The organism is Streptomyces cyaneochromogenes, assembly GCF_003963535.1.
Classification (GTDB): Bacteria; Actinomycetota; Actinomycetes; order Streptomycetales; family Streptomycetaceae; genus Streptomyces; species Streptomyces shaanxiensis.
On record NZ_CP034539.1, the window covers coordinates 431132 to 455522 of the forward strand.

The 24391-nt window shown below is 73.6% G+C and carries 5 protein-coding genes; all 5 read right to left on the minus strand.

The window, feature by feature from the left end:
* Positions 1–14: 14 nt before the first annotated feature.
* From EJ357_RS01705 to EJ357_RS01725, 5 genes are read right to left on the minus strand one after another with little or no spacing between them, the layout of a single operon-like run.
* Positions 15–1508 carry a tryptophan 7-halogenase gene (locus tag EJ357_RS01705; RefSeq protein WP_228472905.1) on the minus strand — a complete coding sequence of 498 codons (1494 nt, stop codon included), beginning with the start codon at positions 1506–1508 and terminating at the stop codon, positions 15–17.
* A 28-nt stretch (positions 1509–1536) separates the two neighbouring features.
* Entirely contained in the window at positions 1537–2814 is a 1278-nt protein-coding gene (locus tag EJ357_RS01710) for a cation:proton antiporter (RefSeq protein ID WP_126387909.1), read from the minus strand.
* The gene (locus tag EJ357_RS01715; protein WP_126387911.1) at positions 2811–3026 is read right to left on the minus strand and encodes an MbtH family protein; all 216 of its coding nucleotides are present in this window, start codon (positions 3024–3026) and stop codon (positions 2811–2813) included. Before EJ357_RS01715 ends, EJ357_RS01710 begins: the two co-directional genes overlap by 4 nt.
* Positions 3027–3030: 4 nt before the next feature.
* The gene (locus EJ357_RS01720; RefSeq protein WP_126387913.1) at positions 3031–9564 is read right to left on the minus strand and encodes an amino acid adenylation domain-containing protein; all 6534 of its coding nucleotides are present in this window, start codon (positions 9562–9564) and stop codon (positions 3031–3033) included.
* 34 nt (positions 9565–9598) lie between these two features.
* Positions 9599–24364 (minus strand): non-ribosomal peptide synthetase, encoded by a 14766-nt coding sequence (locus EJ357_RS01725; RefSeq protein ID WP_126387915.1) that lies wholly within the window; start codon positions 24362–24364, stop codon positions 9599–9601.
* Positions 24365–24391: the final 27 nt, after the last annotated feature.

A 24391-nucleotide genomic window follows, 5' to 3' on the forward strand; every position in this document is an offset into this window, starting at 1 on the left:
GGGGCTCGCCTCCCTCAGGCGGTGGTGGACGGCAGCCAGTACAGGCCGTCCGCGGAGGAGACCAGACCGCCGGGGAACATGGGCGCCTCGGGTTCGGCGTCCTCGCCGAGCAGTGCCCGCATCTGCACCTGGCCCGCCTCCTGCATGGCGTTGCGCACGACGGAGGAGCTGAACAGGGGCACCGAGCTGCCGTCGTCGTTCGCCGCGTACTTCTCCACGGCGGTGGCGAACTCCTCGGAGTTCTCCGCGAGCCGCTCGCCGAGCGCCTCGGCGTTCATCAGGCCCTGCTCGCCGGAGGAGACACCGCCGATCAGCTCGACGAACGCCTGCAGTTCCGGCTCGGTGTTGGCGGTGACCTTCTTGGCCTGCCAGAAGTAGGAGTTCTCGTCGCGGTGCATCTCGTAGAAGGAGACGAGGAACTCGTAGAAGACGCCGTACTCGCGCCGGTAGCGGGCCTCGAACTCCTTCATCGCGGCGTCCTCGTCGACCTTGCCCTCCAGGACGCTGTTGAGGGAGCGGGCGGCGAGCAGCGAGCTGTAGGTGGCCAGGTGCACGCCGGAGGAGAAGACCGGGTCGACGAAGCAGGCGGCGTCGCCCACGAGCATCATGCCGGGCCGGGTGAAGGTGGTCTGGTGGTACGAGTAGTCCTTGCGGACCCGGATCTCGCCGTACTGGCCCTCGGTGACGCGGGTGGCCTCGGAGAGGTAGTCGGCGATCATCGGGCACTCGTCGATCAGCGCCCGCAGCGCCTTCTCCGGATCGCCCTGGATCTTGTCGGCCATCTCCCGCCTGACGACGGCGCCGACGCTGGTCAGGGTGTCACTGAGCGGGATGTACCAGAACCAGCCGCTCTCGAAGGCCACGCAGAGGATGTTGAAACGGTTGGGCTGCGGCATCCGCTTGCCGTTCTCGAAGTAGCCGAAGAGGGCGAGGCTGCGGAAGAAGTCGGAGTACTCACGGGTGCCGCCGACCTTGTTGTACAGCCGGCTCTTGTTGCCGGAGGCGTCGACGACGTACTTGGCGCGGATCTCGCGCTCGCTTCCGTCGGCGCCCGAGTAGGTGAGCCCGCGGACCCGCTCGCCCTCCTCGATCAGCCCGCGCACCGAGCAGCCCTCGCGGACGTCCGCGCCCTGCTTGCGGGCGTTCTTCAGCAGGATGTCGTCGAACTTGGAACGCTCGACCTGGTACGCCACCGAGGTCGGACCCGCCATACGGGGCGAGACGGAGAAGGCGAAGGTCCAGGGCTCGGGCCGGGCGCCCCAGCGGAAGGTGCCGCCGCGCTTGAGCGGGAAGCCCGCCTCGGCGAGGTCGTCCGCGGCGCCGGAGAGCCGGCACACACCGTGAATGGTGGACGGCAGCAGCGATTCGCCGATCTGGTAGCGCGGGAAGTTCTCCTTTTCCAGTACGACGACCCGGTGCCCTTGTTTGGCGACGAGTGCGGCGAGGGTGGAACCGGCGGGTCCGCCGCCGACGACGGCCACGTCGAATTCTTCGGTCTTTGCTGCCACAGCCAACTCCCTGTCCGTGTCTGCGTTCCTATTGAGCCTGAATTCGTCCGGCGGGCTGGTCAACTCGTCCAATTTCCTTTTCTGGACGGTCATTTCGCCCGATCAGGGTGAGCAGCGGGCCGGTCATGAAGGTGGTGATGAGCGCCATCAGGACCAGCACCGTGAACAGGCCGGGACCGATCACTCCGGCTTCGAGCGCCACGTTGAGCACGATGAGTTCGGTGAGCCCGCGGGTGTTCACCAGCGCGGCGACCCGTGCCGACTGACGGGGGTCGAGGCCGGTGAACCGGCAGGCCGCGTACGCCGGGCCGAGCTTGCCGACGACGGCGATGGAGAGGATCAGCGCCAGCAGCGCGAGTCCGTCGCCGTCGAGCGTGCCGACGTCGAACTTCAGCCCGGTGGTGACGAAGAACAGCGGCAGCAGCAGGGCCGCGGTCTGCTCCATGGGCTGGAGTACCTCGGCGTCCGGGACCTCGTTGCGACGCGGCATGACCAGTCCGGCGAGGAAGCCGCCGAACACCGGGTGCAGTCCGAGCATGGAGGTCACCCAGGCGCTGCCCATCGCGAGTCCGAACGCCAGCGGCACCTGCCCGAGCATCCGTGACTCCGAGCGCCGAAGCAGCCAGTCCAGGGCGGGCCTGACGAGGAGGAACATGACCGCGCTGAAGAGCACGACCAGCACCAGCGCCGCCAGCCACGACGGCCGCGAGGAGTGCCCGGTGCCGGCGAACGCGGCGGCCAGCACCAGCCAGGCGACCACGTCCATGACCCCGGCCGCGGTGGTGGCGACCGTGCCGGTGGCGGTGCCCGCCAGACCGCGCTCGCGGACGATCGCCACCAGCACCGGCAGCGCGGTCACCGAGCAGGCCACGGCCATGAACATCACGAACGTCCGCCCGCCGGCGTCCGGTTCGACCGCGCTGAACATCCCCTCCAGCACGGTCACCGCACCGGTGCTGAGTCCCGCCGGGACCAGCAGCGCGAGCGCCGCCACGGCCAGCACGGACCGTCCGCCGCCGCGCAATTGCCGGTAGTTGATCTCGTATCCGGCGAGGAACATGAAGATCACGACGGCGACCTGCGAGAGCACCGTCAGGAACGGCAGCACCTCCGCCGGGAACAGCGTCCTCGTGGGATCGCCCGGCAGCCGGCCGAGCAGGGTGGGGCCCAGGGCGATACCGGCCACGATCTGCCCGATCACGGTGGGCTGTCCGAGCCGACGGGCGAGCGCGCCCGTCAGCCAGGAGGCGACGACTATCAGCGCGACGTCGCCGATGACCAGAGCGGTCACCTGTTCGGAGTTCACGCGGCGCCTTCCGTGCGGGCGATGAGGCTCTTGGGCCGCATGTCGGTCCAGTGCTGCTCGACGAATTCCAGGCATTCGGCCCGGCTCGCCTCGCCGAAAGCGGTCGTCCAGCCCTGCGGAATCTCCGCGAAAACCGGCCAGAGCGAGTGCTGGCCCTCGTCGTTGACCAGCACCAGGAAAGTGCCGTTCTCGTTGTCGAAGGGATTCGTCATGGTGTCATTCGCTTTCTGTTCGGGAGCGGTTGGCGGATTCTTCGTTCGGCCCGGAAGCGGTGAGTTTCCGGGTGAGGACGCGGCCGACCGGTGGGAGATTTCCGGGGTGGAGCATCCGGTAGTGGTCGATCGGGATCTCGTGTGCCTCGACGGCACCGCCGGTGTACGGCGCCCAACTGGCCCTCGCCTCGGGGACGGGGAGCTCCTCGGGGCGGTCGTGGGCGGCGATGAACAGCAGCACGTCACCGCCGAAGCGGCGCGGGGTGTGGCCGGGCGCGAACCGGGCCATGTTGCCCAGCACTTCCTGCATCCGCGACAGCACCCGGTCGCCCAGGTTGCCGCGCGCGTCGACGCCCGCCGACACCTCGATCTCCTGCTCCATCAGTGTCGACGCCTGCTCCTCACGGGAGACCCCGCGATCCCTCGAGACCGACTTCCCGGCGTTGCTGGGGTAGGCGTCGAGCAGCGCCAACAGCGCGACCTCCTCCCCCAGTTCCTCCAGCCGGCAGGCGATCGCCTGGGCGATCATGCCACCGAAGGACCAGCCGAGCAGGTGGTAGGGGCCCTCGGGCTGCGCCGCGCGAATCTCGTCGGCGTAGTCGGCGGCCATCTCCTCGATGCTGTGCGGGAGTTCCCCGGGTCCGGCGAGTCCGCGCGCCTGCACGCCGTACACCGGAAGGTCGGCCGGCAGATACGGCAGCAGCGCCGCGTACGACCAGCTCAGGCCCATGCTCGGGTGCAGGCAGAACAGCGGCTTCCGGCTGCCCTCGGGACGCAGCGGCAGCAGCACGCCCAGTTCGCTGCCCGCGCGGCCCGCCGGCCTGCTTGTCGGCGCGACCCGCCGCTCGCGCAGCGACAGCACGCCCTCGCCGTCACGTCGGGCCCGCTTGCCGGTCCGCAGCATCCGGCCGCCGGTCCGGTACGGGTCGGCGACGAACAGCTCCGCCGTCGGTGCCGGCCGCCCCGAGTAGCCGCGCGCCAGGGTCCCGCCCGCCACGTACAGGTCCCCCTCGACGCCGGTGGGGACCGGGCGCAGCCGGTCGTCCAGGACGTAGGCGAGCGTGTGCGGGAGCGGCCGTCCGGCCGGGAGTGCGGAGGCGGGCGGGTGCATGCCGGCGCCGAGCCGGGTCTCCAGCCAGGTGCCGCCGGTCTCGGGGGTGGCGTGACCGGTGACCCGGGTGGTGACGGCGGGTGTCCCGTGCGCCTCCTCGTCGGCGACGAGAATCTCCGCGTACGACGATGCCACCACGGTTCGTTCGGCGAGCAGGGCGCCGGTGGTGACCAGGAGGTCGGCGCGCGGCCCGTCGGCGTCGGGGGTGCCGAAGCGCACGGTGCCGCCGGCGGTCAGCGTGGCGAGCAGCGGGGTGATCAGTGACTCGACCGGGACGCGCGGGTCCAGCAGGGTCACCCCGGCGACGGGCGAGGTCTGCGCGCGGTGCGCGGCGCGGGCGGCGAGGGTGCGGTGCTCGACGACTGCGTGCGCGCCGTCCCGGGCCGGGAGGAGGAGGGCGGGGTGGCCGGGGAGTGGGGGGCGTGGGGTGGTGTTCTTGGCGCTGGGTGCGAGGGTGGCGGGTTCACCGGTCACGGATTCACCGGTCACAGGCCCGCCCACCCCAAGGCCGCCGCTCTCAGGTCCCCCGGTGTCAGCGACCAGCACCGGCGTCCCCTCGACGGGTGCCCAAGACCCGGCGCCCGCCGCACTGGTGACCACGGCGGCAGTCCGGAGCTCCCCGAGGTCGGTGTCAGGCCCGGGCACCAGGCGGAACGCGGCGCCGGATTTCAGGACCCCGGCCAGCGCGCCGACCAGCCCGGCGCCCACGGGCTGGTCGACGGCGACGACGTCCTCGGGGCCGACGCCCCGTGCCATGAGCCGCAGTGCAAGCGTCGTTGCCGCCGCGTCGAGTTGGGCGTACGTGAGGGAGCCGGTGGCGTCCGCCACCGCGATCGCGTCCGGGCCGGCCTCCGCCTGCGCGGCCAGTGCCTCGACGATCGTCGTCTCGGGCGGTTCGGCGGCGGTGTCGTTGCCGAAGGTGAGGGCCGTGTGCCGCTCGGTGTCGTCCAGCAGCAGGTCGACGTCCGCGACCCGCAGTTCCGGGTCGTCGGCGACCTGCTCCAGGACCCGGACCAGCCGCGCGGCGAACGCGACGGCCGTGTCCCGGTCGAACAGGTCGGTGGCGTAGCGCAGTTCGCCCGTCAGGCCGCCGGGGGCGCCGTCGACGTCCTCGGTCTCGTCGAGGTGCAGCGACAGGTCGAACTCCATGGAGTCCGTACCGAGGTCGATTCGGCTGGTGTTCAGGCCCGGTAGTTGCCAGGCGTCCCACGGGTCCTCTCCCTCGTCGCGGACGTCGAGGGCGACCTGGAAGACGGGGTGGCGGTCGGGGGTGGGTGGCAGGTCGAGGGCCTCCAGGAGCCGGGCGAAGGGTACGTCCTGGCGGCGGCGGGCCTCACGGGCCGCCTCATGCGTCCGGCCGAGGAGTTCGCTGAACGTGGGATCGCCGGAGAGGTCCGTGCGCAGGGCGAGGGGGCGTGCGAAGGCGCCGATCAGCCCTTCCAGCTCGACCTCGTCGTCGCTGCGCGGCAGCACGGTGCCGAGGGTGACGTCGTCGGCGGCGCCGAGCCTGCCGAGCAGCAGCGCGAGGGCCGCCTGGACCACGGTGAACGCGGAGGCACCGGAGGGTTCCGCCGCCCGGGTGAGCCGGGCGTGTGCCTCGGCGGCGAGTTCGACCGGCACGGATCCGGCGCGGCGGGTGGGCAGCGCCGGGCGGGCACGGTCGACGGGCAGGTCCAGGGCCTGCGGGGCGCCCTCGAGAGTGGCACGCCAGTACTGGATCTCGTCCCAGGCCAGGGTCTCGCGGTCCTGCTCACCGCTGAGCAGCTCCCGCTCCCACAGCGCGTAGTCGGCGAACTGCAGCGGCAGCGGGGCCCGTTCGGGGGCACGGCCCCGGCGCCGGGCGCCGTAGGCGGCGGCCAGGTCGCGCATCAGCACACCGGTCGACTGCGCGTCGGCGGCCATGCGGTGCACCAGCACGTGCAGTACGTGGTCGGTGTCGGAGAGGGCGAACAGGGTGTGGGTCCACGGCACGTCGCGGGTGAGGTCGAAGGTGTGGGCCGTCGCCCGTTCCAGCAGCGCGGGCAGCTCTTCCTCACGGGCCTCGGTCAGCCGCAGCGCGGGCCGCCCGGCCGCCGGTTCCAGCACTTGCTGGCGTACCGAGCGGCCGGTGCCGGGGAAGGTGGTGCGCAGGATCTCGTGCCGGTCGGCGACATCGCCCAGCGCCGCCGTCAGAGCGTCCCGGTCGAGGGCGCCGTGTATGCGCAGGGCCAGCGCGTGATGCGCGGGCGCGGCGTGGTCGTCGTCGGCGAGTCGGTCCAGCAGCCAGGTGCGCAGCTGGCCGGCGGTGACGGGCAGCGGGTCCGGGCGGTCCTCGGTCTGCCGGAGCACGGGCCGGACCTTGGCGGCGAGCGCCCGCGCCACGCCTGCGGGGGTGGGCGCGGAGAACAGTTGCCGGATGGGCAGGTCGACGCCGAGTTCCTCGCGGATCCGGCGCGCGAGGCGCATCCCCAGGCCGGAGTCGCCGCCGAGTTCGAAGAAGTTGTCCTCGGCGCCGACCTCGTCGAGGGCGAGGACCTCGGCGAACAGCGTGCACATCAGCTGCTCGGTCTCGCTCTGCGGGGCGCGTCCGGCTGACCGCGAGACGAAGTCGGGGGCGGGCAGCGCCTTGCGGTCGACCTTGCCGTTGGCGGTCACCGGCAAGGTGACCATGGCCATCACCATCGCCGGGACCATGTACTCCGGCAGCACCTGCGCGACCTGTTCGCGGACCCGTTCGGGGTCGAGGTCCTGTCCGTCGGCGACCACATAGCCGATCAGCCGTTTCTCTCCGGGCCCGTCGTCACGGGCGGCGACCACGGCCTGCCGGACGCCGGGCTGTGCGGCCAGCGCGGACTCCACCTCGCCGAGTTCCACCCGGAAGCCGCGGACCTTGACCTGGGCGTCGGCCCGCCCCACGAAGACCAGTTGACCGTCGTCGGTCCAGCGCACCAGGTCCCCGGTGCGGTACATCCGCCGGCCCTGTGCGTACGGTTCGGGCACGAACCGCTCGGCGGTCAGGGCGGCCCGCCCGGCGTAGCCGTGGGCGACGCCCTCACCGGCGATGTACAGCTCGCCGGGTACCCCGGCCGGCACCGGCTGGAGGAAGGCGTCCAGGACGTAGACCCGACGCCCCGTCAGCGGCCGTCCGATCGGCAGCGTGCCGGTGCCGGGCGAGCCGGGTTCGACGAGGTGCCAGGTGGCGCACAGCGTGGTCTCCGTCGGCCCGTACAGATGCCGGATCCGCAGGCCCGGGCAGACCTGCCGTACCCGCTGCACGGCCTGCGGCGGGACGACGTCGCCGCCGGTCAGCACCTCGCGCAGCCCGCTGAAGCACTCCGGTGCCTCCTCGGCGAGCACCCTGAAGGTGCCCGCGGTCAGATGCAGCACGCTCACCCCGGCGGCGATCTCCTCGCGGATCCGCAGCGCGTCGACCACGCCCGGCTCCGCGACCACCACGCGGGCCCCGGACACCAGCGGCACCCACATCTCGAACAGCGTGGCGTCGAAGGCGTGCGGGGCGTGCAGCAGGACCGCGTCGTCGGGGCGCACGTCCCAGCCCGCGTCCCCGGCGAGCGCGGCGACGGCGCCGTGCGGCACGGCCACGCCTTTGGGCGTCCCCGTCGAGCCGGAGGTGTACATCACGTACGCGATGTCGTCGGCGCTCAGCGGTGCGACCGGCGGCTCGCCCGTGCCGGCGGCGAGGTCGTCGAGGACGAGCGGCGCCACCGGGGTGTCCTCGGGCACGGCGCCCCGCGTCGAGCGGGTGCACAGCACGGCGGCCGGCGCGGAGTCCTTCAGCAGGAACGTGATCCGCTCGGCCGGGTCGGTCACGTCGACGGGCACGTACGCGGCGCCGGTCCGCCAGATCGCGAGCAGCGCGGCCGGCAGTTCGGCCGAGCGTTCCATGAGGACGGCGACCCGGTCGCCGCGCCCCACGCCCCGCCGCGCCAGAGAGCTCGCGAGCCGGGCCGCGCCGGCGTCCAGCTCGGCGTACGTCAGGGTCCGCTTGCCGTCGACGACGGCGACGGCGTCCGGGGTGCGGGCGGCCTGCCGGGCGAACAGCTCGGGCACCGAACCGCCGGGCAGGGCCGCCTCCTCGGTGGCGTTCCACTCGCGCAGCACCCGCTCGCGCTCGGGCCCGCCGACCGCGGTGAGCCGGCCGACGGGCACGGCCGGGTCGGCGACCAGCTGTTCCAGCACGCGGATCAGCCGGTCCAGCACCGACTCGGCGGTGGCGCGGTCGAACAGCTCCAGCTGGTGGTCGAGTTTGACGTGGAGTCGGTCACCGGGGGCGACGACCAGCGTGAACGGGTAGTGGGCGGTGTCGCGGGAGAGTTTCGCCGGGCGCATGGTGAGGCCCTGGGGGCCGGGCTTGCCGGGCGCGTGCGGGAAGTTCTCGTAGACGACGAGGGTGTCGAAGACGGCTCCGGGGCCGCCGAGGCGCTGCACCTCGGGCAGTCCGAGGTGCTGATGGGCGATCAGCCCGGCCTGCCGCTCCTGGAGGGAGGTGAGCATCTCGACGGCGGGCTGCCGCCCGTCCAGGGGCACCCGCACCGGCAGGGTGTTGATCAGCAGTCCCACCATGGACTCCACGCCGGGCAGTTCCGCGGGGCGGCCGGAGACGGTGGCGCCGAACACCACGTCGGTACGCCCGGCGAGCTGGCCCAGCACGACCGCCCAGGCGCCCTGCACGACCGTGTTGAGCGTCAGCCCGTGGCCGCGGGCCAGGCTCACCAGGCCCGCCGTCAGCTCCTCGGAGAGGTCGGTGAGCACGAAGCCGGAGTCGGGCAGCCGGGTGAGGTCCGCGGGCGCGACCAGCGTCGGCTCGTCGAGACCGGCCAGCTCGGCCCGCCACACGTCCCGTGCCCGCTGCTTGTCCTGCCGGTTCAGCCAGGCGAGGTAGTCGCGGTAGGAGGCGGTGGGCGGCAGCCCGGAGGCGTCGCCGCCGCCCGCGTACAGGGCGGACAGCTCGCTCATCACGACCGGCATCGACCAGCCGTCCATCAGCACGTGGTGGCTGGTGACGACCATCCAGTGCCGGGTCTCGGCGAGTTTCACCAGGGCGATCCGCAGCAGCGGGGCCGCGGCCAGGTCGAAGCGCCGGCCCAGTTCCTCGCCGGCCACCCGGTCGGCGACGGCGGTCGCCTCGGCCTCCGGCCGGTCGCTGACGTCCTCCTCGTGCCACGGCAGGGTCACCTCGCGGGCGATGACCTGCACCATCTGGGCGCCGCTGACATGGCGGAAGCAGGCGCGCAGGGCCGCGTGCCGGGCCACCAGCGCCTCCCAGGCGGCGCGCAGCCGGGCGCCGTCCACCGGTCCGTCGAGCGCGAGCACGGCCTGCACGGTGTAGACGTCGGGGCCGCCGCGGTCGTCCAGGGCGGCGTGGAACAGCAGACCCTCCTGGAGCGGGGACAGCGGCCACACGTCTTCGACAAGGGATCGGGGCATCGCGGTACTCCTCACAAAGGCTTGCGGTCGTCTGTCACTTGTCGTCGGCGAGTCCCGCTTCCAGCTCCTCGATCTGGCTCTGCGCGAGGTCCAGGAGGGAGAAGTCGGAGGGGGTGTGGCCGCCGGCAGCGGGGTCGTCCGTGTGGGCCGCGAGGCCGCCGAGCAGCTCGTGCCAGGCCTGGCCGAGGCGGTCGAGCGCGCCGCGGCCGAGAGCGTCGGCCCGGCCGCGCAGTTTGAGGGTCAGTTCGAGGCCGTGGGGTGTGTCCCGCAGCTCGGCGGTGGCGTGCACCGGGTGGGCCGGGGGCCGGGTGGCGGCAGTCCGGGCGAGGGGCTGCCACGGCTCTGAGGTGTCCGGGGCGTGGCCGTGGTAGCCGAACGCCAGGGTGGGCGGGGCGAGCGCGGCGAGCCGGGGCGCGGTGTCGGGGTTGAGGTGACGCAGCAGCCCGTACCCCAGGCCGTCGCCCGGCACTGCCCGCGCCTGCTCCTTGACCGTCTTCAGCATTTCCCCGGCCGCCGCGCCACCGGCCCGTGCCGAGCCGAGGTCGAGTCCGTCGAGATCGATGCGTACGGGAATGTGGTGGGCGAAGCGGCCGACCGTACGGGCCGGATCCACCCCGTCGAAGGGCTGCCTGCCGGACACCTCCAGGTCCAGCAGTGCTCCGCAGGCGGTTGCGTTCTCCACGACGGCGCCCGCGAGGGCGGCGAGGACCACTTCGGACGGTGCGCAGTGGAAGGTCTGCGTGGTGCGCTCGGTGAGTACGGCCGTGACGTCGGGTGTCAGCGACCAGGTGGCGCGGGCCTCGGCGCCGGCGGCGGCGACCCGCTCGCCGGACGTCAACAGGGCCGCCCAGCCGTCGAGTTCGCCGATCCGCTCCTCGACGGTGGCCTGTGCGGCGAGCAGCCGCGCCCAGCGTCGGTAGGAGGTGACCTCCTGTTGCAGCGCGGGTTCCTGTCCGCCCACCGCGGCCTCGTACGCCGTCCGCAGGTCGGTGACCAGGATCCGCCACGACTCCTCGTCCACGACCAGTTCGTGGGCGACGACCACCAGTCGGCTCTCCCGGCCCGAGTCCGCCCACACCAGCCGGACGAGCACGCCCGCGGCCGGGTCGAGCCGGGACGCGGCGTGGGCGACGGCGTCGTCGAGCCGTCCGGCGGCGTCGACCCGGTCGACCAGCCCGGCCGCGTCCGGCGCCCCGGGCTCGCCGACGACCAGATCCTCGCCGATACGACAGCGCAGCATCGGATGGGTGTCGAGCACGGCCCGCAGCGCACGCACCAGGGCCGCCTCGTCGAGGCCCTCGGGCGTGGCGAGGGCCACCCACTGGGCGGGGCCGCTCGGCTCGGCCGGCACCGCCCGCATGGCCGGTGTCCACGGCACCTCGCCCGTGGCCGCCTCCTCGGCCGCGGCCGCCTCGGCGAGCAGCGCGAGCCGCTCGGGTGTCTTCTCGGCGAAGACCTGCCGGGGCGTGAGCGCGATCCCCTCGCGGCGGGCTCGCGAGGCGAGCTGCATCGAGGTGATCGAGTCGCCACCGAGCGCGAAGAAGTTGTCGTCCGCGCCCACCCGTTCCAGGCCCAGCACCTGCGCGAACAGGCGGCACAGCAGCGTCTCGGCGGGGGTGCGGGGGTCGCGTCCGCCCGCACGGCCGGCGAAGTCGGGGGCGGGCAGCGCGCGCCGGTCCAGCTTGCCGTTGGGGGTGAGCGGCAGCCGGTCCATCGGAACGAAGGCGGTGGGGACCATGTAGGCGGGCAGCCGCCGCTCGACATACTCGCGGAGTTCGGCCAGCAGGGCGCCGGTGCCGCGGCCGGCGGCGGGGTCGTTGGTGACGGCCGAAGGCGGCACCGGGGCAGGTGTGTAGACGTCCACCACGGTCGCCGACTCGGTCAGCCCTGCGCGGACGAACACGGCGTCCACCTCGTCCGCGGCGGTCGCCGCCCACGTGACGCCCACCCAGTAGCCGAGCCGGTCGCCGAGGTCGTACAGCTCCTCGACGTCCGGTCCGACGGCGGTCTGCTCGGGCACGGGCGGGACGTCCTCGTGGAGGGCGCGGGCCAGCGCGACCTCATGTGCCACACGGGAGTTGGGTACGCCGGTCAGCCGCAGCCGGTCGGGCCGCGCGGACTCCAGGTGGCGGGCCAGCCCGGTGAGGCCCCCCGTCCCGGTCCAGGGCAGCAGGGGCGCGTCGGCGGCGGTCAGGGTGGCCGCGCCCGTCCTGCGCAGCACCACGTCGTAGCGGTGCCGGCTCAGTTCGTTGTGGTGGCGGGCCCGCTTGAGGCGGATGTCGGCGCCCGCCGCGTCGGGCAGTTCGGCGCCGAGCGCGGCGAAGAACTCGGGGTCGACCAGCAGTTCCTTCTCGAGGGTGAGGTGCTGCTCGACGGCCCGGCGCAGGGCGGGGACGTCCTGGCCGTCGGCGCGCGCGGACTCCACGGCGGTCGCGAACGGCCGCAGCAGCCGGTGGTTGCGCACATCGCCGACGAACAACGCGCCACCGGGCACCACCAGCCGCAGCGCCCACTCCAGCACGCCCCGCAGGTAGTCCGCGTTGGGGAAGTACTGCACAACGGAGTTGAGCACCACGGTGTCGAAGTGGCCCTCGGGCAGTCCGTCGGTCTCGTCCGCGGCCTGCACCCGAAGCCGCACCGTCGCGGCCAGCTCCGGATCTCGCTCGACCTGGCGGCGCAGCTCTTCGATCACGGGGGCGGAGAAGTCGGTGCCCCAGTACTCCTCGCAGTCACCGGCCAGTTGGGACAGCAGCAGTCCGGTGCCGACGCCGATCTCCAGCACCCGGCGGGGCCGCAGCGCGCGGATCCGGTCCACTGTGCGCTCGCGCCACTCACGCATCTCGGCGAGCGGGATGGGCCGGCCGTCGTAACTGCTGTTCCATCCGGCGAAGTTCTGGCCGAACGCGGCGTCGGTGGGCTCGGCGTGCACGGAGTCGTACAGCACCTGCCACTCGCCGACCTGGTCGCGCGCGATCCGCTCGTCACGGCCGCGGTCGGCGTCGTCGGGCACGACGTACCCGATCAGGCGCCGCTCCCCGGGTGTGTCCTCGCGGGCGACGACCGCGGCCTGCGCGACGCCGGGATGTCCGGCGAGCACGGTCTCGACCTCGCCCGGCTCGATGCGGTGGCCGCGCACCTTGACCTGGGCGTCGGCACGGCCGGCGAAGAGCAGCAGCCCCTCGGGAGTCCAGCGGGCCAGGTCGCCGGTGCGGTACATCCGCCCGCCGGGCGTGAACGGGTCGGCCACGAACCGGGCGGAGGTCAGAGCGGCCCGGCCCAGATAGCCGCGGGCCAGCCCGGCGCCGGCGACGTACAGCTCGCCGGTGACACCGGGTGGGACCGGTTTCAGGAAGGCGTCGAGGAGGTAGGTGCGCCCGTTGGCGATGGGCCTGCCGATCGGGACGGCGTCTGCGCCCGGTGCCAGTGGCGGGCTCATCGACGCGCAGACGGTGGTCTCGGTCGGGCCGTACGCGTTGATCATCCGTCGGCCGCCGGCCCAGCGGTCGGCCAGGGCGGGCGGGCACGCCTCGCCGGCGACCACCAGGGTCCGCAGTCCGGCGGGGAGTTCGTCGGCGGTGGCCAGCGCGCTCGGCGGCACGGTGACGTGGGTGACGTCCCAGTGGCGCAGCGCCTCGGCCAGCGACACCTGCGGGGGCAGGGTCTCGGCGGGCGCGACGATCGCGGCGGCGCCGGACAGCAGCGCCATCAGCAGTTCGGAGACCGCCGCGTCGAAGCCGAGGGAGGCCAGTTGCAGCACGCGCGCGTCCGGGCCGACGGCGAAGCGGTCGATCTGTGCGGCGGCCAGGTTGCCGAGTCCGGCGTGCGGGACGACGACACCCTTCGGGGTGCCGGTGGAGCCGGAGGTGTAGATGACGTACGCGGCCTGCTGCGGCGGTACCGGCACCGCGTCGAGCGGCCGCGCGGGCAGGGTCACGTCGTCGAGGACGACGACGCGGCCGGGGTGTCCGGCGGGGATGGCGGCCCGGGTCCCGGCGGTGCACAGGAGCAGCTGGGGCGCCGCGTCGCCGAGCAGATATGTGATGCGGTCGGCGGGGTGCGAGGGGTCGATCGGCACGAAGGTGCCGCCTGTCCGCGCGACCGCGAGGAGCGCCACGACCATCTCCACCGAGCGCGGCACCAGCAGCGCCACCCGGATCTCGGCGCTCACGCCGAGGTCGCGCAGATGGCGGGCCAGCCGCCCCGACTCGCGTTCCAGCTCGGCGTAGGTCAGCTCACGGTCGGCCCCGACCAGGGCCGTGTTGCCGGGCGTGCGCGCGGCCTGGGCCGCGAACAGCTCCGCAAGGGCGGCCCGCGGCCGAATCGGCGTGAGGGTGTCGTCGCGGCCGTGGTCGGCCGAGCCCTTCGCCCACTCCCCCAGCACCAGCTCCCGCTGCGCGGCGCCGGTCACCTCCAGCCGCCCGACCTGGACGGACGGGTCGGCCACCAGCTGCTCCAACACCCGGACCAGAGCGGAGAGCAGCTCCTCCACGTCCGCACGCTCGAAGGCGTCGGGCCGGTAGACGAGGTCTCCGCGCACCCGCTCGTTCTCCAGGACCGCGACGAGGGTGAGCGGGTAGTGGCCGGCGTCCTCCGGTGTCCCGGCGGGCCGGATGGAGAGGGCATCCGGGTCGTCGGAACTCAGCGGCGGGCGTGGGTAGTTCTCGTAGACGACGAGGGTGTCGAAGGTGGCGGCGGGTCCGGCCAGCCGTTGGATCTCGGTGAGCCCGAGGTGCTGGTGGGACATCAGCGCGACCTGGCGTTCCTGGAGGTCGGTGAGCATCTCCAGCAGCGGCTGCGCGCCGTCGAGCCCGACCCGCACCGGCAGGGTGTTGATGAACAGGCCGATCATCGACTCGACGCCCGGCAGTTCGGTGGGGCGTCCGGCGACCGTGGTGCCGAACACCACGTCGGTGCGGCCGGTGAGCCGGGCCAGCAGGATCGCCCAGACGCCCTGGAGAAGCGTGTTGAGCGTCAGGCTGCGCCCGCGGCCGAGGGCGACCAGTTCGCGGCCGAGTTCCTCGTCGAGCTCGTAGGTCACCCGCTGCGGCTCGGCGGGCGCGGTGACCCGGTCCGCCGAGACCACCAGGGTCGGCTCGTCCACCGGGGCCAGTTCCGCCCGCCAGGCGGCGCGGGCGGCCTCCTTGTCCTGCCGCGCCAGCCACTCCAGGTAGGCGCGGTAGGAGGTGGCGGGCGGCAGGGCACGGGGGTTGCCGCCCGCCTCGTAGAGCCGGGCGACCTCGCTCACCATCACCGGCAGCGACCAGCCGTCGGAGGCGATGTGATGGCTGGTGAACGCCAGCCGGTGCCGCCGCTCGGTGATCCGCACCAGCAGCACCCGCAACAGGGGTGCGCCGGCGATGTCGAAGCGGTGCTCCTGGTCCTCGGCGGCCAGCCGCTCGAACGCCGCCAGCGCCTCGGCTTCGGGCAGGCCGGAGACGTCCTGCGCGCGCCACGGGATCTCGACCTCGCGGGCGACGGTCTGCACGAACCGCCCGGACTCCAGCTGCCGGAACCCGGCCCGCAGCGTGGCGTGCCGGGCCACCACGGCCTGCCAGGCGGCCCGCAGCCGTGCCACGTCCAGCGGCCCGGTCAGCTCCAGCCAGCGCTGGCCCTCGTAGACGTCGGGGCCCTGTTCGTCGTACGCGGCGTGGAAGAGGAGCCCTTCCTGGAGCGGCGAGAGCGGCCATACGTCGGCGAGCGCCGGCACCGCCGCGTCGATCTCGGCGACCTCCTGCTGGGTGAGGTCGAGCAGCGGGAAGTCGGAGGGAGTGTGGCCGCCGGCGGCGGGGTCGGTGACGTGGGCGGCGAGACCGGTCAGCATCGCCAGCCAGGCCCGCCCGAGCGCCTCGGCGTCCGTGGCGTCGAGCACTTCGCCGGCCCAGTTCAGGCTCAGCGTCAGCTCCGGCCCGTCCGCCGTGTCCCGGACGGCGGCGCCCGCCTCGATCACGTGCTTCACCGGTGTGGCGGGGTCGACCGATCCGCCGATGCCGGCCGTGGCCTGCCAGGGCTCGACGCCCGACGCGGCGGCCGGGGCGGCGGACCTCCCGAGGTAGTTGAACCCGATCTGCGGGACGGGGAGCGCGGCGAGTGCGGGCGCGGTGTCCGGGTTGAGGTGCCGTAGCAGTTCGAAGCCCAGCCCGTCACCCGGCAGGGAGCGCGCCTGCTCCTTCACGGCCTTCAGCAGCGCCCCCGCCGCGGGACCGCCGGCCTGCGCGTCGGCGAGATCGACCCCGGCGGTGTCCAGGCGTACCGGCTTCACACTGGTGAACCACCCGACCGTACGGGACAGATCGACCCCGTCGAGCGCCTCCCGGCCGTGGCCCTCGATGTCGACGAGAACGGAGGCCGCGGCCTTCTCGGCGGCCCGCTCCCGCCAGTGCGCGACGCCTCCGGCGAGGGTGGCGAGCAGCACCTCGTGGACGCCGCAGTGGAAGGCGTTGGGGGCGCGGTTGACCAGGTCCCCGGCCTGGGCGGGGGGCAGGGTCCAGGTGGCGCGGCGCACGGTGGCTGCGGTGTCGCGTGCGGGGTCGAGCGGCCGGCCGCCGATCGGGGCGTCGCGCTCGCCGAGCAGGGCGGTCCAGGCGGGCAGTTCGGCGGTCCGGGTGTCCGTGCGGGCCTCGGCGGCCAGCTTCTCGGCCCAGCGCCGGAAGGAGATTCCGGCGGGCACCGGCTCCGGCTCCCGTCCGGCGGCCACGGCCTCGCACGCCGCGCGCAGATCGGCGAGCAGCACCGGCCAGGACACGGCGTCGACGGCCAGGTGGTGCACGGCCAGCACCAGGCGTCCGGTCTCCCGGCCGCCGTCGATCCACCCGGCCTGCGCCATGACGCCGGAGGTGGGGTCGAGACGGGCCACGGCGTCCCGGGCGACACGGTCGGCGAGCGCGTCGAGATCCTCGACGGTGCCGGTGCTCGCGTCGATCCGGGTGACCAGCGCGGCGACGTCCACCGTGCCGCGCCCCGCCACGAACAGCCTTGGCTCCGCACCGGGTTCGACGCGGGCGCGCAGCATGTCGTGCGTGTCGAGCACGGCACGCAGACCGACGGCCAGCTGCTCACCGAGGCCGGGCGGGGCCGCGACCACCGCCCACTGGGCGAGGCCCCCGGTCTCCACGGCGTGCGGGGCACGCTCGCGCAGCGCCCGCATCACCGGCGTCCACGGCACCTCCCCCCCAAAGTCGGCCTCGGCGGTCTCCGGCCCGCTCGTGTCGTCCGCGAGCCGGGCCACGGCGGCGATGGCGGCCGGGGTCTCGTTCTCGAAGACGTCCTGGGCGCTGAAGACGATGCCCTTGCGGTTCCCGCGCGCGGCGAGCTGCATCGACATGATGGAGTCACCGCCCAGCTCGAAGAAGCTGTCCTCCACACCGACCTGCTCCAAGGAGAGGACGTCGGCGAAGAGTTCGCACATCAGCTTCTCCGCGGCCGTGCGCGGCACGCGGCCCGCGGTGGCGGTGAACTCCGGTGCGGGCAGCGCCTTGTGGTCGACCTTGCCGTTGACGGTCAGCGGCAAGGCGTCGAGCACGACAAGGGCGGCCGGAATCATGTAGTCGGGCAGAGTCCGTGCGAGCCGCGTACGCAGGTGGTCCGGATCGGCGTGCTCCCCGACGGGGACGACATATCCGACGAGCCGTTTCTCGCCGGGCCGGTCCTCACGGGCGACCACGATCGCCTGGGCGACACCGGGCAGCGCGGCCAACGCGGCCTCCACCTCGCCGAGTTCCACCCGGAAGCCCCGGATCTTCACCTGCGCGTCCGCACGGCCCGCGAAGACGAGGTCACCGTCGTCCGTCCAACGGGCCAGGTCCCCGGTGCGGTACATCCGCTCCCCGACGGCGAACGGCGACGCCACGAACCGCTGCGCCGACAGAGCCGCCCGCCCCGGATAACCCCGCGCCAGCCCGGCACCGGCGAGGTACAACTCGCCCGCCACGCCGGGCGGAACCGGCTGGAGAAAGGCGTCGAGCACATACGCCTGACGGTTCGTCAGGGGATGCCCGACCGGCAGCACTCGGCCGGTGTCCTGGCCCGGCTCCAGAAGGTGCCAGGTCGCGCACAGGGAGACCTCGGTGGGCCCGTACAGATGCCGGACGCGGACGCCGGGGCAGGCCGCGCGCACCCGCTCCACAGCCTCCAGGAGTACGACATCGCCGCCGGTGAGGACTTCCCGTGCACCTGTGAAACAGTCGGGCGCCTCCTCGGCCAACACCCGGAACAAGCCTGCGGTGACGTGCACATGGGTCACTCCGGCGGCGATGTGCTCCCGGACGGCCACGGCGTCCACCGCAGCACCCGGCTCGGCCACGACCACCCGAGCCCCGCTCGCCAACGGCACCCACACCTCGAACAACGAGATGTCGAAGGCATGCGGGGCATGGAACAGCACCACGTCACCGGGACCCACACCCCAGCCCGACTCCCCCACCAGCGCCGCCACACTCCCGTGCGGCACAGCGACACCCTTGGGCGTGCCGGTCGAACCGGACGTGTACATCACGTACGCGAGATCGTCCCCGGCCACCGCGACGCCGGGAACCTCGCCCTCGCCCTCGACGACCGCGTCGATCGTCACGACGGGGGCCGAGTCCTCCAGCACGAACGCGACCCGCTCCGCCGGATACGCACTGTCCACCGGAACGTACGCCGCCCCCGCCTTCCACACCCCCAACAGCGCCCCGATCAGACCGACCGACCGCTCAAGACGCACAGCCACCCGATCACCCCGGCCGACCCCACGCTCCCGCAGACGCGCCGCCACCCGATCCGAAGCCGCATCCAACTCCCCGTACGACACCCGTCGCTCGCCGTCGACCACAGCCACCGCGTCCGGCGCCTGCGTCGCCCGCGCGCGGAACAGTTCCAGCACCGAGGATCCCGCCGGGATGTCACCGGCGGTGGCGTTCCAGCCCTCCACCACCAGCCCGCGCTCCAGGGGGCCCACGACGTCGACCCGGCCGACCGGCGCGGACGGATCGGCGACGATCTGTTCAAGGACCCGTTCGACCTGGCGGGCCACGTGGAGGGCCTCGTCGCGGTCGAAGAGGTCGGGCCGGTAGGTGACGTGCACCCGCATCCGGTCGCCGGGCATGACCCCGACCGCCAGCGGATAGCTGGTGCTGGCACGGGTGTTGACGCGGGCGACGGTGATCTCGTCGTCCTGGGCGGTGAGTCCGGCCGGGTCACCCGGATAGTTCTCGAACATCAGCATGGTGTCGAACACGGTGCCCGCGCCGCACAGGGACTGGATCTCCGCGAGGCCGACGTGCTGGTGGGCGAGCAGCGCCGACTGGCTGGTCTGGAGGCGGGTCAGCATCGCCAGCACGCTCTCGTCGCCGTCGAGCCGCACCCGTGCGGGCACGGTGTTGAGGAACATCCCCACCATGGACTCCGCCCCGGCCAGCTCCGGCGGGCGGCCCGCGACGGAGATGCCGAAGACGACGTCGGTGCGTCGGGCGAGCCGGCTCAGCACCATCGCCCAGGCGCCTTGCGCGAGGGTGTTGAGGGTGAGGCCGTGGGATCGGGCCAGGGTGGTCAGGGCGCGGGTCAGCTTCTCGGTGAGCAGCAGCGAGTCGCCTTCCGTGGCCGCCGGTTGCCGGCCCGTAGCCGTCGGCGCGATCAGGGTGGGCTCGTCGGCGTCCGCCAGTTCGGTCCGCCAGGCCTCGCGGGCCGCCTCCTTGTCCTGCCGGGACAGCCAGGCCAGGTGATCGCGGAAGGAGGGCGCCGGGGCAAGCCCGGAGGCGTCGCCGCCGGCGGCGTAGATCCGGGACGCCTCGTCGAGAACGATCGGCGTGGACCAGCCGTCCAGCAGGATGTGGTGGGAGGTCATGACGAGGCGGTGGCGGCGCTCGCCGAGCCGGACGAGGAGCAGCCGCAGCAGCGGGGCACGCGTCAGGTCGAAGCGTTCGGTGCGCTCCGCTTCCGCCAGCGCCTCGGCCTCGGCGAGCGCCTCCGTCCCGGGTCGCCCGGAGAGGTCGACCTCGCGCCAGAGGGGCTCGGCCGCGCCGGTGACGGCCTGGACGCTGCGCCCGTCGGCCAGTTCGTGGAAGCTCACCCGCAGCATGTCGTGCCGGGCGACCAGGGCGTTCCAGGACCGGTGCAGCCGGTCGGCGTCCAGCGGGCCGGTGAGGTCGAGCACGCGCTGGGTCTCGTAGACGTCGGGGCCCCGGTCGCCGTAGGCCGTGTGGAAGAGGAGTCCTTCCTGGAGCGGGGAGAGCGGCCAGACGTCGCTCAGGGCAGGGAGCGTGGACTCCAGTTCCTCCACGTCGGAGCGGGTGAGGGTGAGAAGGGGGAAGTCGGACGGGGTGTGGCCGCCGGCCGCCGGGTCCGCGAGGTGCGCGGCGAGGCCGGTGAGGAGGGCGAGCCAGGTGCTGCCGAGCTCCTCCGCGTCGGCGGCGTCCACGATGTTCCCGGCCCAGTTCAGGGTGATGGTCAGCGCCGGGCCGTCCGGGGTGTCGCGGACCACGGCGGCGGCCTCGATCTTGTGCAGCAGCGGTGTGTCGGGGGCGACGATGCCGCCGAGGGCGGACGGTCCGGCCGGCTGCCAGGCTTCCGGTTCAGGTGCGGAGGCGGGGAAACGGCCGAGGTAGTTGAAGCCCACCTGGGGGGTGGGGAGTTGGGCCAGGACGGGCGCGGTGTCGGGGTTCAGGTGGCGCAGCAGTCCGTGACCGAGCCCGTCGCCGGGCACGGCTCGTATCTGCTCCTTGACCGCCTTCAGCAGGGCTCCTGCCGCCGGTCCGCCGGCCAGTGCGTCCGTGAGGTCGATGTCCGCGGTGTCCAGCCGTACGGGGTGGGTGTCCGCGAACCAGCCGACCGTGCGGGAGAGATCGACGTCGGCGAGCGGCTCGCGGCCGTGGCCCTCGACATCGACCAGGAGGGCGGTGTCGGCGGCGCCGGAGCGCACGTCGGCGACCGCGCCCGCCAGCGTGGCCAGCAGTACCTCGTGGACACCGCAGTGGAAGGCGGCGGCGACACGGGCGACGAGGTCGTGGGCCGGGGTGCCGGTCAGGGTCCAGGAGCGGTGCCGGAGGGTGGCGGCGGTGTCGCGCGCCGGGTCCAGGGCACGCCCGCCTATCAACGCGTCGCCGTCGCCGAGCAGTTCACGCCAGAGGTCCAGCTCCGCGACCCGGCTCTGGTGCCGCGCCTGGGACTCCAGCAGCCGCGCCCAGTGCCGGAACGACGTTCCCACCGGCGCGGGTTCGGCCGGCCGCCCCGCCACGGCCGCCTCGCACGCGGCCCGCAGATCCGGCAGCAGGATCCGCCAGGACACCCCGTCGACCACCAGGTGGTGCGCCACGAGGACCAGCCTTCCCGGGCGCCCATGCCCGGCGTCCACCCAGACCAGCCGCACCATCGCGCCGCCCGCCGGGTCCAGCCTGTCCGCGGCGTCCCGTGCCGCCCGCTCCGCGGCCCGGTCGAGGTCCTCACCGGTGCGGGGCTCGACACGCGCCACGAGTGGGACGGGGTCCACGGAGCCGCGCTCCGCGACCACCAGGGCCGCGGTGTCGTCCGCAGCTCGGGCGCGCAGCATGTCGTGGGTGTCCAGCAGGGTGCCGAGCGCGGCGGCCAGTGTCCGCTCGCCCAGCGCCGGCGGCGCCGCGACGACCGCCCACTGCGCGAATCCGGGGCGGGCGGCGGCAGGGCCCAGGGCACGCATGACGGGGGTCCACGGCAGTGAGCCGACGGCGTCGCCGGTCTCGGCCGGGGCACTCGCCTCGGCCGGGCGGGCGGCGAGGGCGAGCCGCTCGGGTGTACGCAGATCAAAGACCTGACGCGGTGTCAGCACCAGGTCGGCCCGGCGGGCGCGGGCGACGACCTGCATCGAGGTGATCGAGTCGCCGCCCAGATGAAAGAAGTCGTCCTCGACGCCGACGCGTTCCAGGCCCAGCACCGCCGCGACGATCTCGCACAGCGTCCGCTCGGCGTCGGTGCGAGGCGCGCGGTCCGTCGCCCGGCCCGCGAAGTCGGGTGCGGGCAGCGCCTTGCGGTCGACCTTGCCGTTGACGGTCAGCGGCAGCGCGTCGAGCACGATCAGGGCGGCCGGGACCATGTACTCGGGCAGCACCTTCGCCAGGTGCTCGCGCAGCAGCTCGGCGTCCAGGTCCTCGCCGTCCGGGACGACGTACCCGATCAGCCGCTTCTCCCCGGGGCGGTCCTCGCGGGCGGTGACGACGGCCTGACCGACGCCGGGCCGCGCGGCCAGCGCGGCCTCCACCTCGCCGAGTTCCACCCGGAACCCGCGGACCTTGACCTGGGCGTCGGCCCGCCCCACGAAGACCAGTTCCCCTTCGTTGGTCCAGCGCACCAGGTCCCCGGTGCGGTACATCCGCTGCCCGTCCGCGAACGGACAGGCCACGAACCGCTCGGCGGTCGACGCGGCCCGGCCCGCGTAGCCACGGGCGAGTCCGGCACCGGCGATGTACAGCTCGCCCGTCACGCCGGGGCCGACGGGATGCAGACAGGCGTCGAGAACATACACCTGACGGTTTGTCAGCGGTCGGCCGACCGGCAGTACTCGGGGAGTGTCCTCGCCCGGCTCCAGAAGGTGCCAGGTCGCGCACAGGGAGACCTCGGTGGGCCCGTACAGATGCCGTACCCGTACCTCGGGGCAGGCCGCGCGCACCCGCTCCACGGCCCGTCCGGGCACCAGGTCTCCGCCGGTGAGCACCTCCCGCGCTCCCGTGAAGCACTCCGGCGCCTCCTCGGCCAGCACCCGGAACAGGCCTGCGGTGACGTGCACATGGGTCACCCCGGCGGCGATGTGCTCCCGGACGGCCGCCGCGTCCACCGCCACGCCCGGCTCGGCCACGACCACCCGAGCCCCGCTCGCCAACGGCACCCACACCTCGAACAACGAGATGTCGAAGGCATGCGGGGCATGGAACAGCACCACGTCACCGGGACCCACACCCCAGCCCGACTCCCTCACCAGCGCCGCCACACTCCCGTGCGGCACAGCGACACCCTTGGGCGTGCCGGTCGAGCCGGACGTGTACATCACATAGGCGATGTCGTCCCCGGTGACCGTGACGGACACACGGTCGCCCTCGGCGGCGAGGGCCGAGGGGTCGTCGAGCGACACCAGGCGGACCGGTACGTCGTCGGGCACGAGGGCGCGCGTCCGCCCGTCGCACACCACGGCCGCCGGGTCGCAGTCCGTCAGCAGGAACGCGATCCGCTCCGCCGGGTACGCGGTGTCCACGGGGACGTACGCGGCCCCGGACTTGCCGATCGCGAGCAGCGTGATCAGCAGTTCCGCCGAGCGCTCCAGCACCACGGCGATCCGGTCGCCGGCGCGCACTCCCTGGTCGGCCAGACGGCGGGCCAGCCGGTCGGAGGAGGCGTCCAGCTGGGCGTACGTCAGTGCCCGCTCACCGTCTTGGACGGCGACGGCATCCGGCGCCCGCTCGGTCTGCCGGGCGAACAGCTCCAGGACCGACTCGCCCGGCGGCTCGGCCGCGGTGGCGTTCCAGTGGTCGACGACGCGGGTCCGCTCGGTCGTCCGTATCGCGTCGACGCGCCCCACCGGCTGCAGCGGGTGGGCGGCCAGTTGCTCCAACACCCGGACCAGCCGGCCGAAGATCGCCTCGGCTGCCTCGCGGTCGAAGAGGTCGGGCCGGTAGTCGAGCTTGAACAGCATCCGGTCCTTGGGGACGGCGACGAGGGTCAGCGGGTAGTGGGCCGTCTCCTGGCCGGCGGCGAAGCGCAGGGTGAAGGCGTCGGGGGCAGCGGGCTCCTCGGGCGGGCGAGGGTAGTTCTCGAAGACGACGAGGGTGTCGAAGACCGCGCCCGCGCCGCCGAGCCGCTGGATCTCGGCGAGGCCGAGGTGCTGATGGGCGATCAGCGTGGACTGGCGGGTCTGGAGTTCCTTCAGCACCTCCACCGAGGGCCGCTCGGCGTCGAGTTCGACCCGTACGGGGAGGGTGTTGATGAACATGCCGATCATCGACTCGACGCCGTCGAGACCGGCGGGGCGCCCGGCGACCGTGGCGCCGAAGACGACGTCCGTACGGCCGGACAGCCGGGCCAGGACCATGGCCCAGGCGCCCTGGATCAGGGTGTTGACGGTGAGGCCGTGCCGCCGGGCGAGGCCGACCAGGTCGCCGGTCAGCCGCTCGGGGATGTCGGCGATGAGGCTCTCGGGCAGGACGGGCCCGCGACCGGGGTCGGCCGCCACGACGAGCGTGGATTCGTCGGCGCCGAGGAGTTCGGCCCGCCACGCCTCGCGGGCCGCGTCCCTGTCCTGGCGGGCCAGCCAGGCGAGGTAGTCGCGATAGGAGCTGGGCTCGGGGAGCTTCGCGGCGTCGCCACCGGCCGCGTACACCTCGGTCAGCTCGTGCAGCAGGACCGGCATGGACCAGCCGTCCATGATGATGTGGTGACTGGTGACGATCAGCCGGTGCCGGTTGTCGGCCAGCCGTACCAGGAGCAGGCGGAGCAGGGGCGGGGTGACCAGGTTGAAGCGCTTGGCCCGGTCCTCGGCGGCCAGTTCCGCCAGCCGGGCCGCCGCCGTCTCCTCGTCCAGCCCCGAGAGGTCCTCCACCCGCCACGGCAGGTCCGCCTCGCGCGCGATGACCTGCACGGCCTCGCCCGACTTGCGGCGCCTGAAGCCCGCCCGCAGCACCGGGTGCCGGGCCACCAGCGCCTCCCACGACGCCCGCAGCCGGTCGGCGTCGACGGGGCCGTCCAGGTCCAGGAGCCGCTGCCCTTGGTAGACGTCCGGCCCGTCGCTGTCGTAGGCCGCGTGGAACAGCAGGCCCTCCTGCAGCGGCGACAGCGGCCAGACGTCCTCGACCTGGGATCGGGTCATCGCGTAACTCCTCAGAGACAAGCGTGT

Excerpts from the sequence above, each read along its gene's own strand:
- EJ357_RS01715 (WP_126387911.1), bottom strand. The coding sequence starts at position 3,026 with ATGACGAATCCCTTCGACAACGAGAACGGCACTTTCCTGGTGCTGGTC.
- EJ357_RS01720 (WP_126387913.1), bottom strand. The coding sequence starts at position 9,564 with ATGCCCCGATCCCTTGTCGAAGACGTGTGGCCGCTGTCCCCGCTCCAG.
- EJ357_RS01725 (WP_126387915.1), bottom strand. The coding sequence starts at position 24,364 with ATGACCCGATCCCAGGTCGAGGACGTCTGGCCGCTGTCGCCGCTGCAG.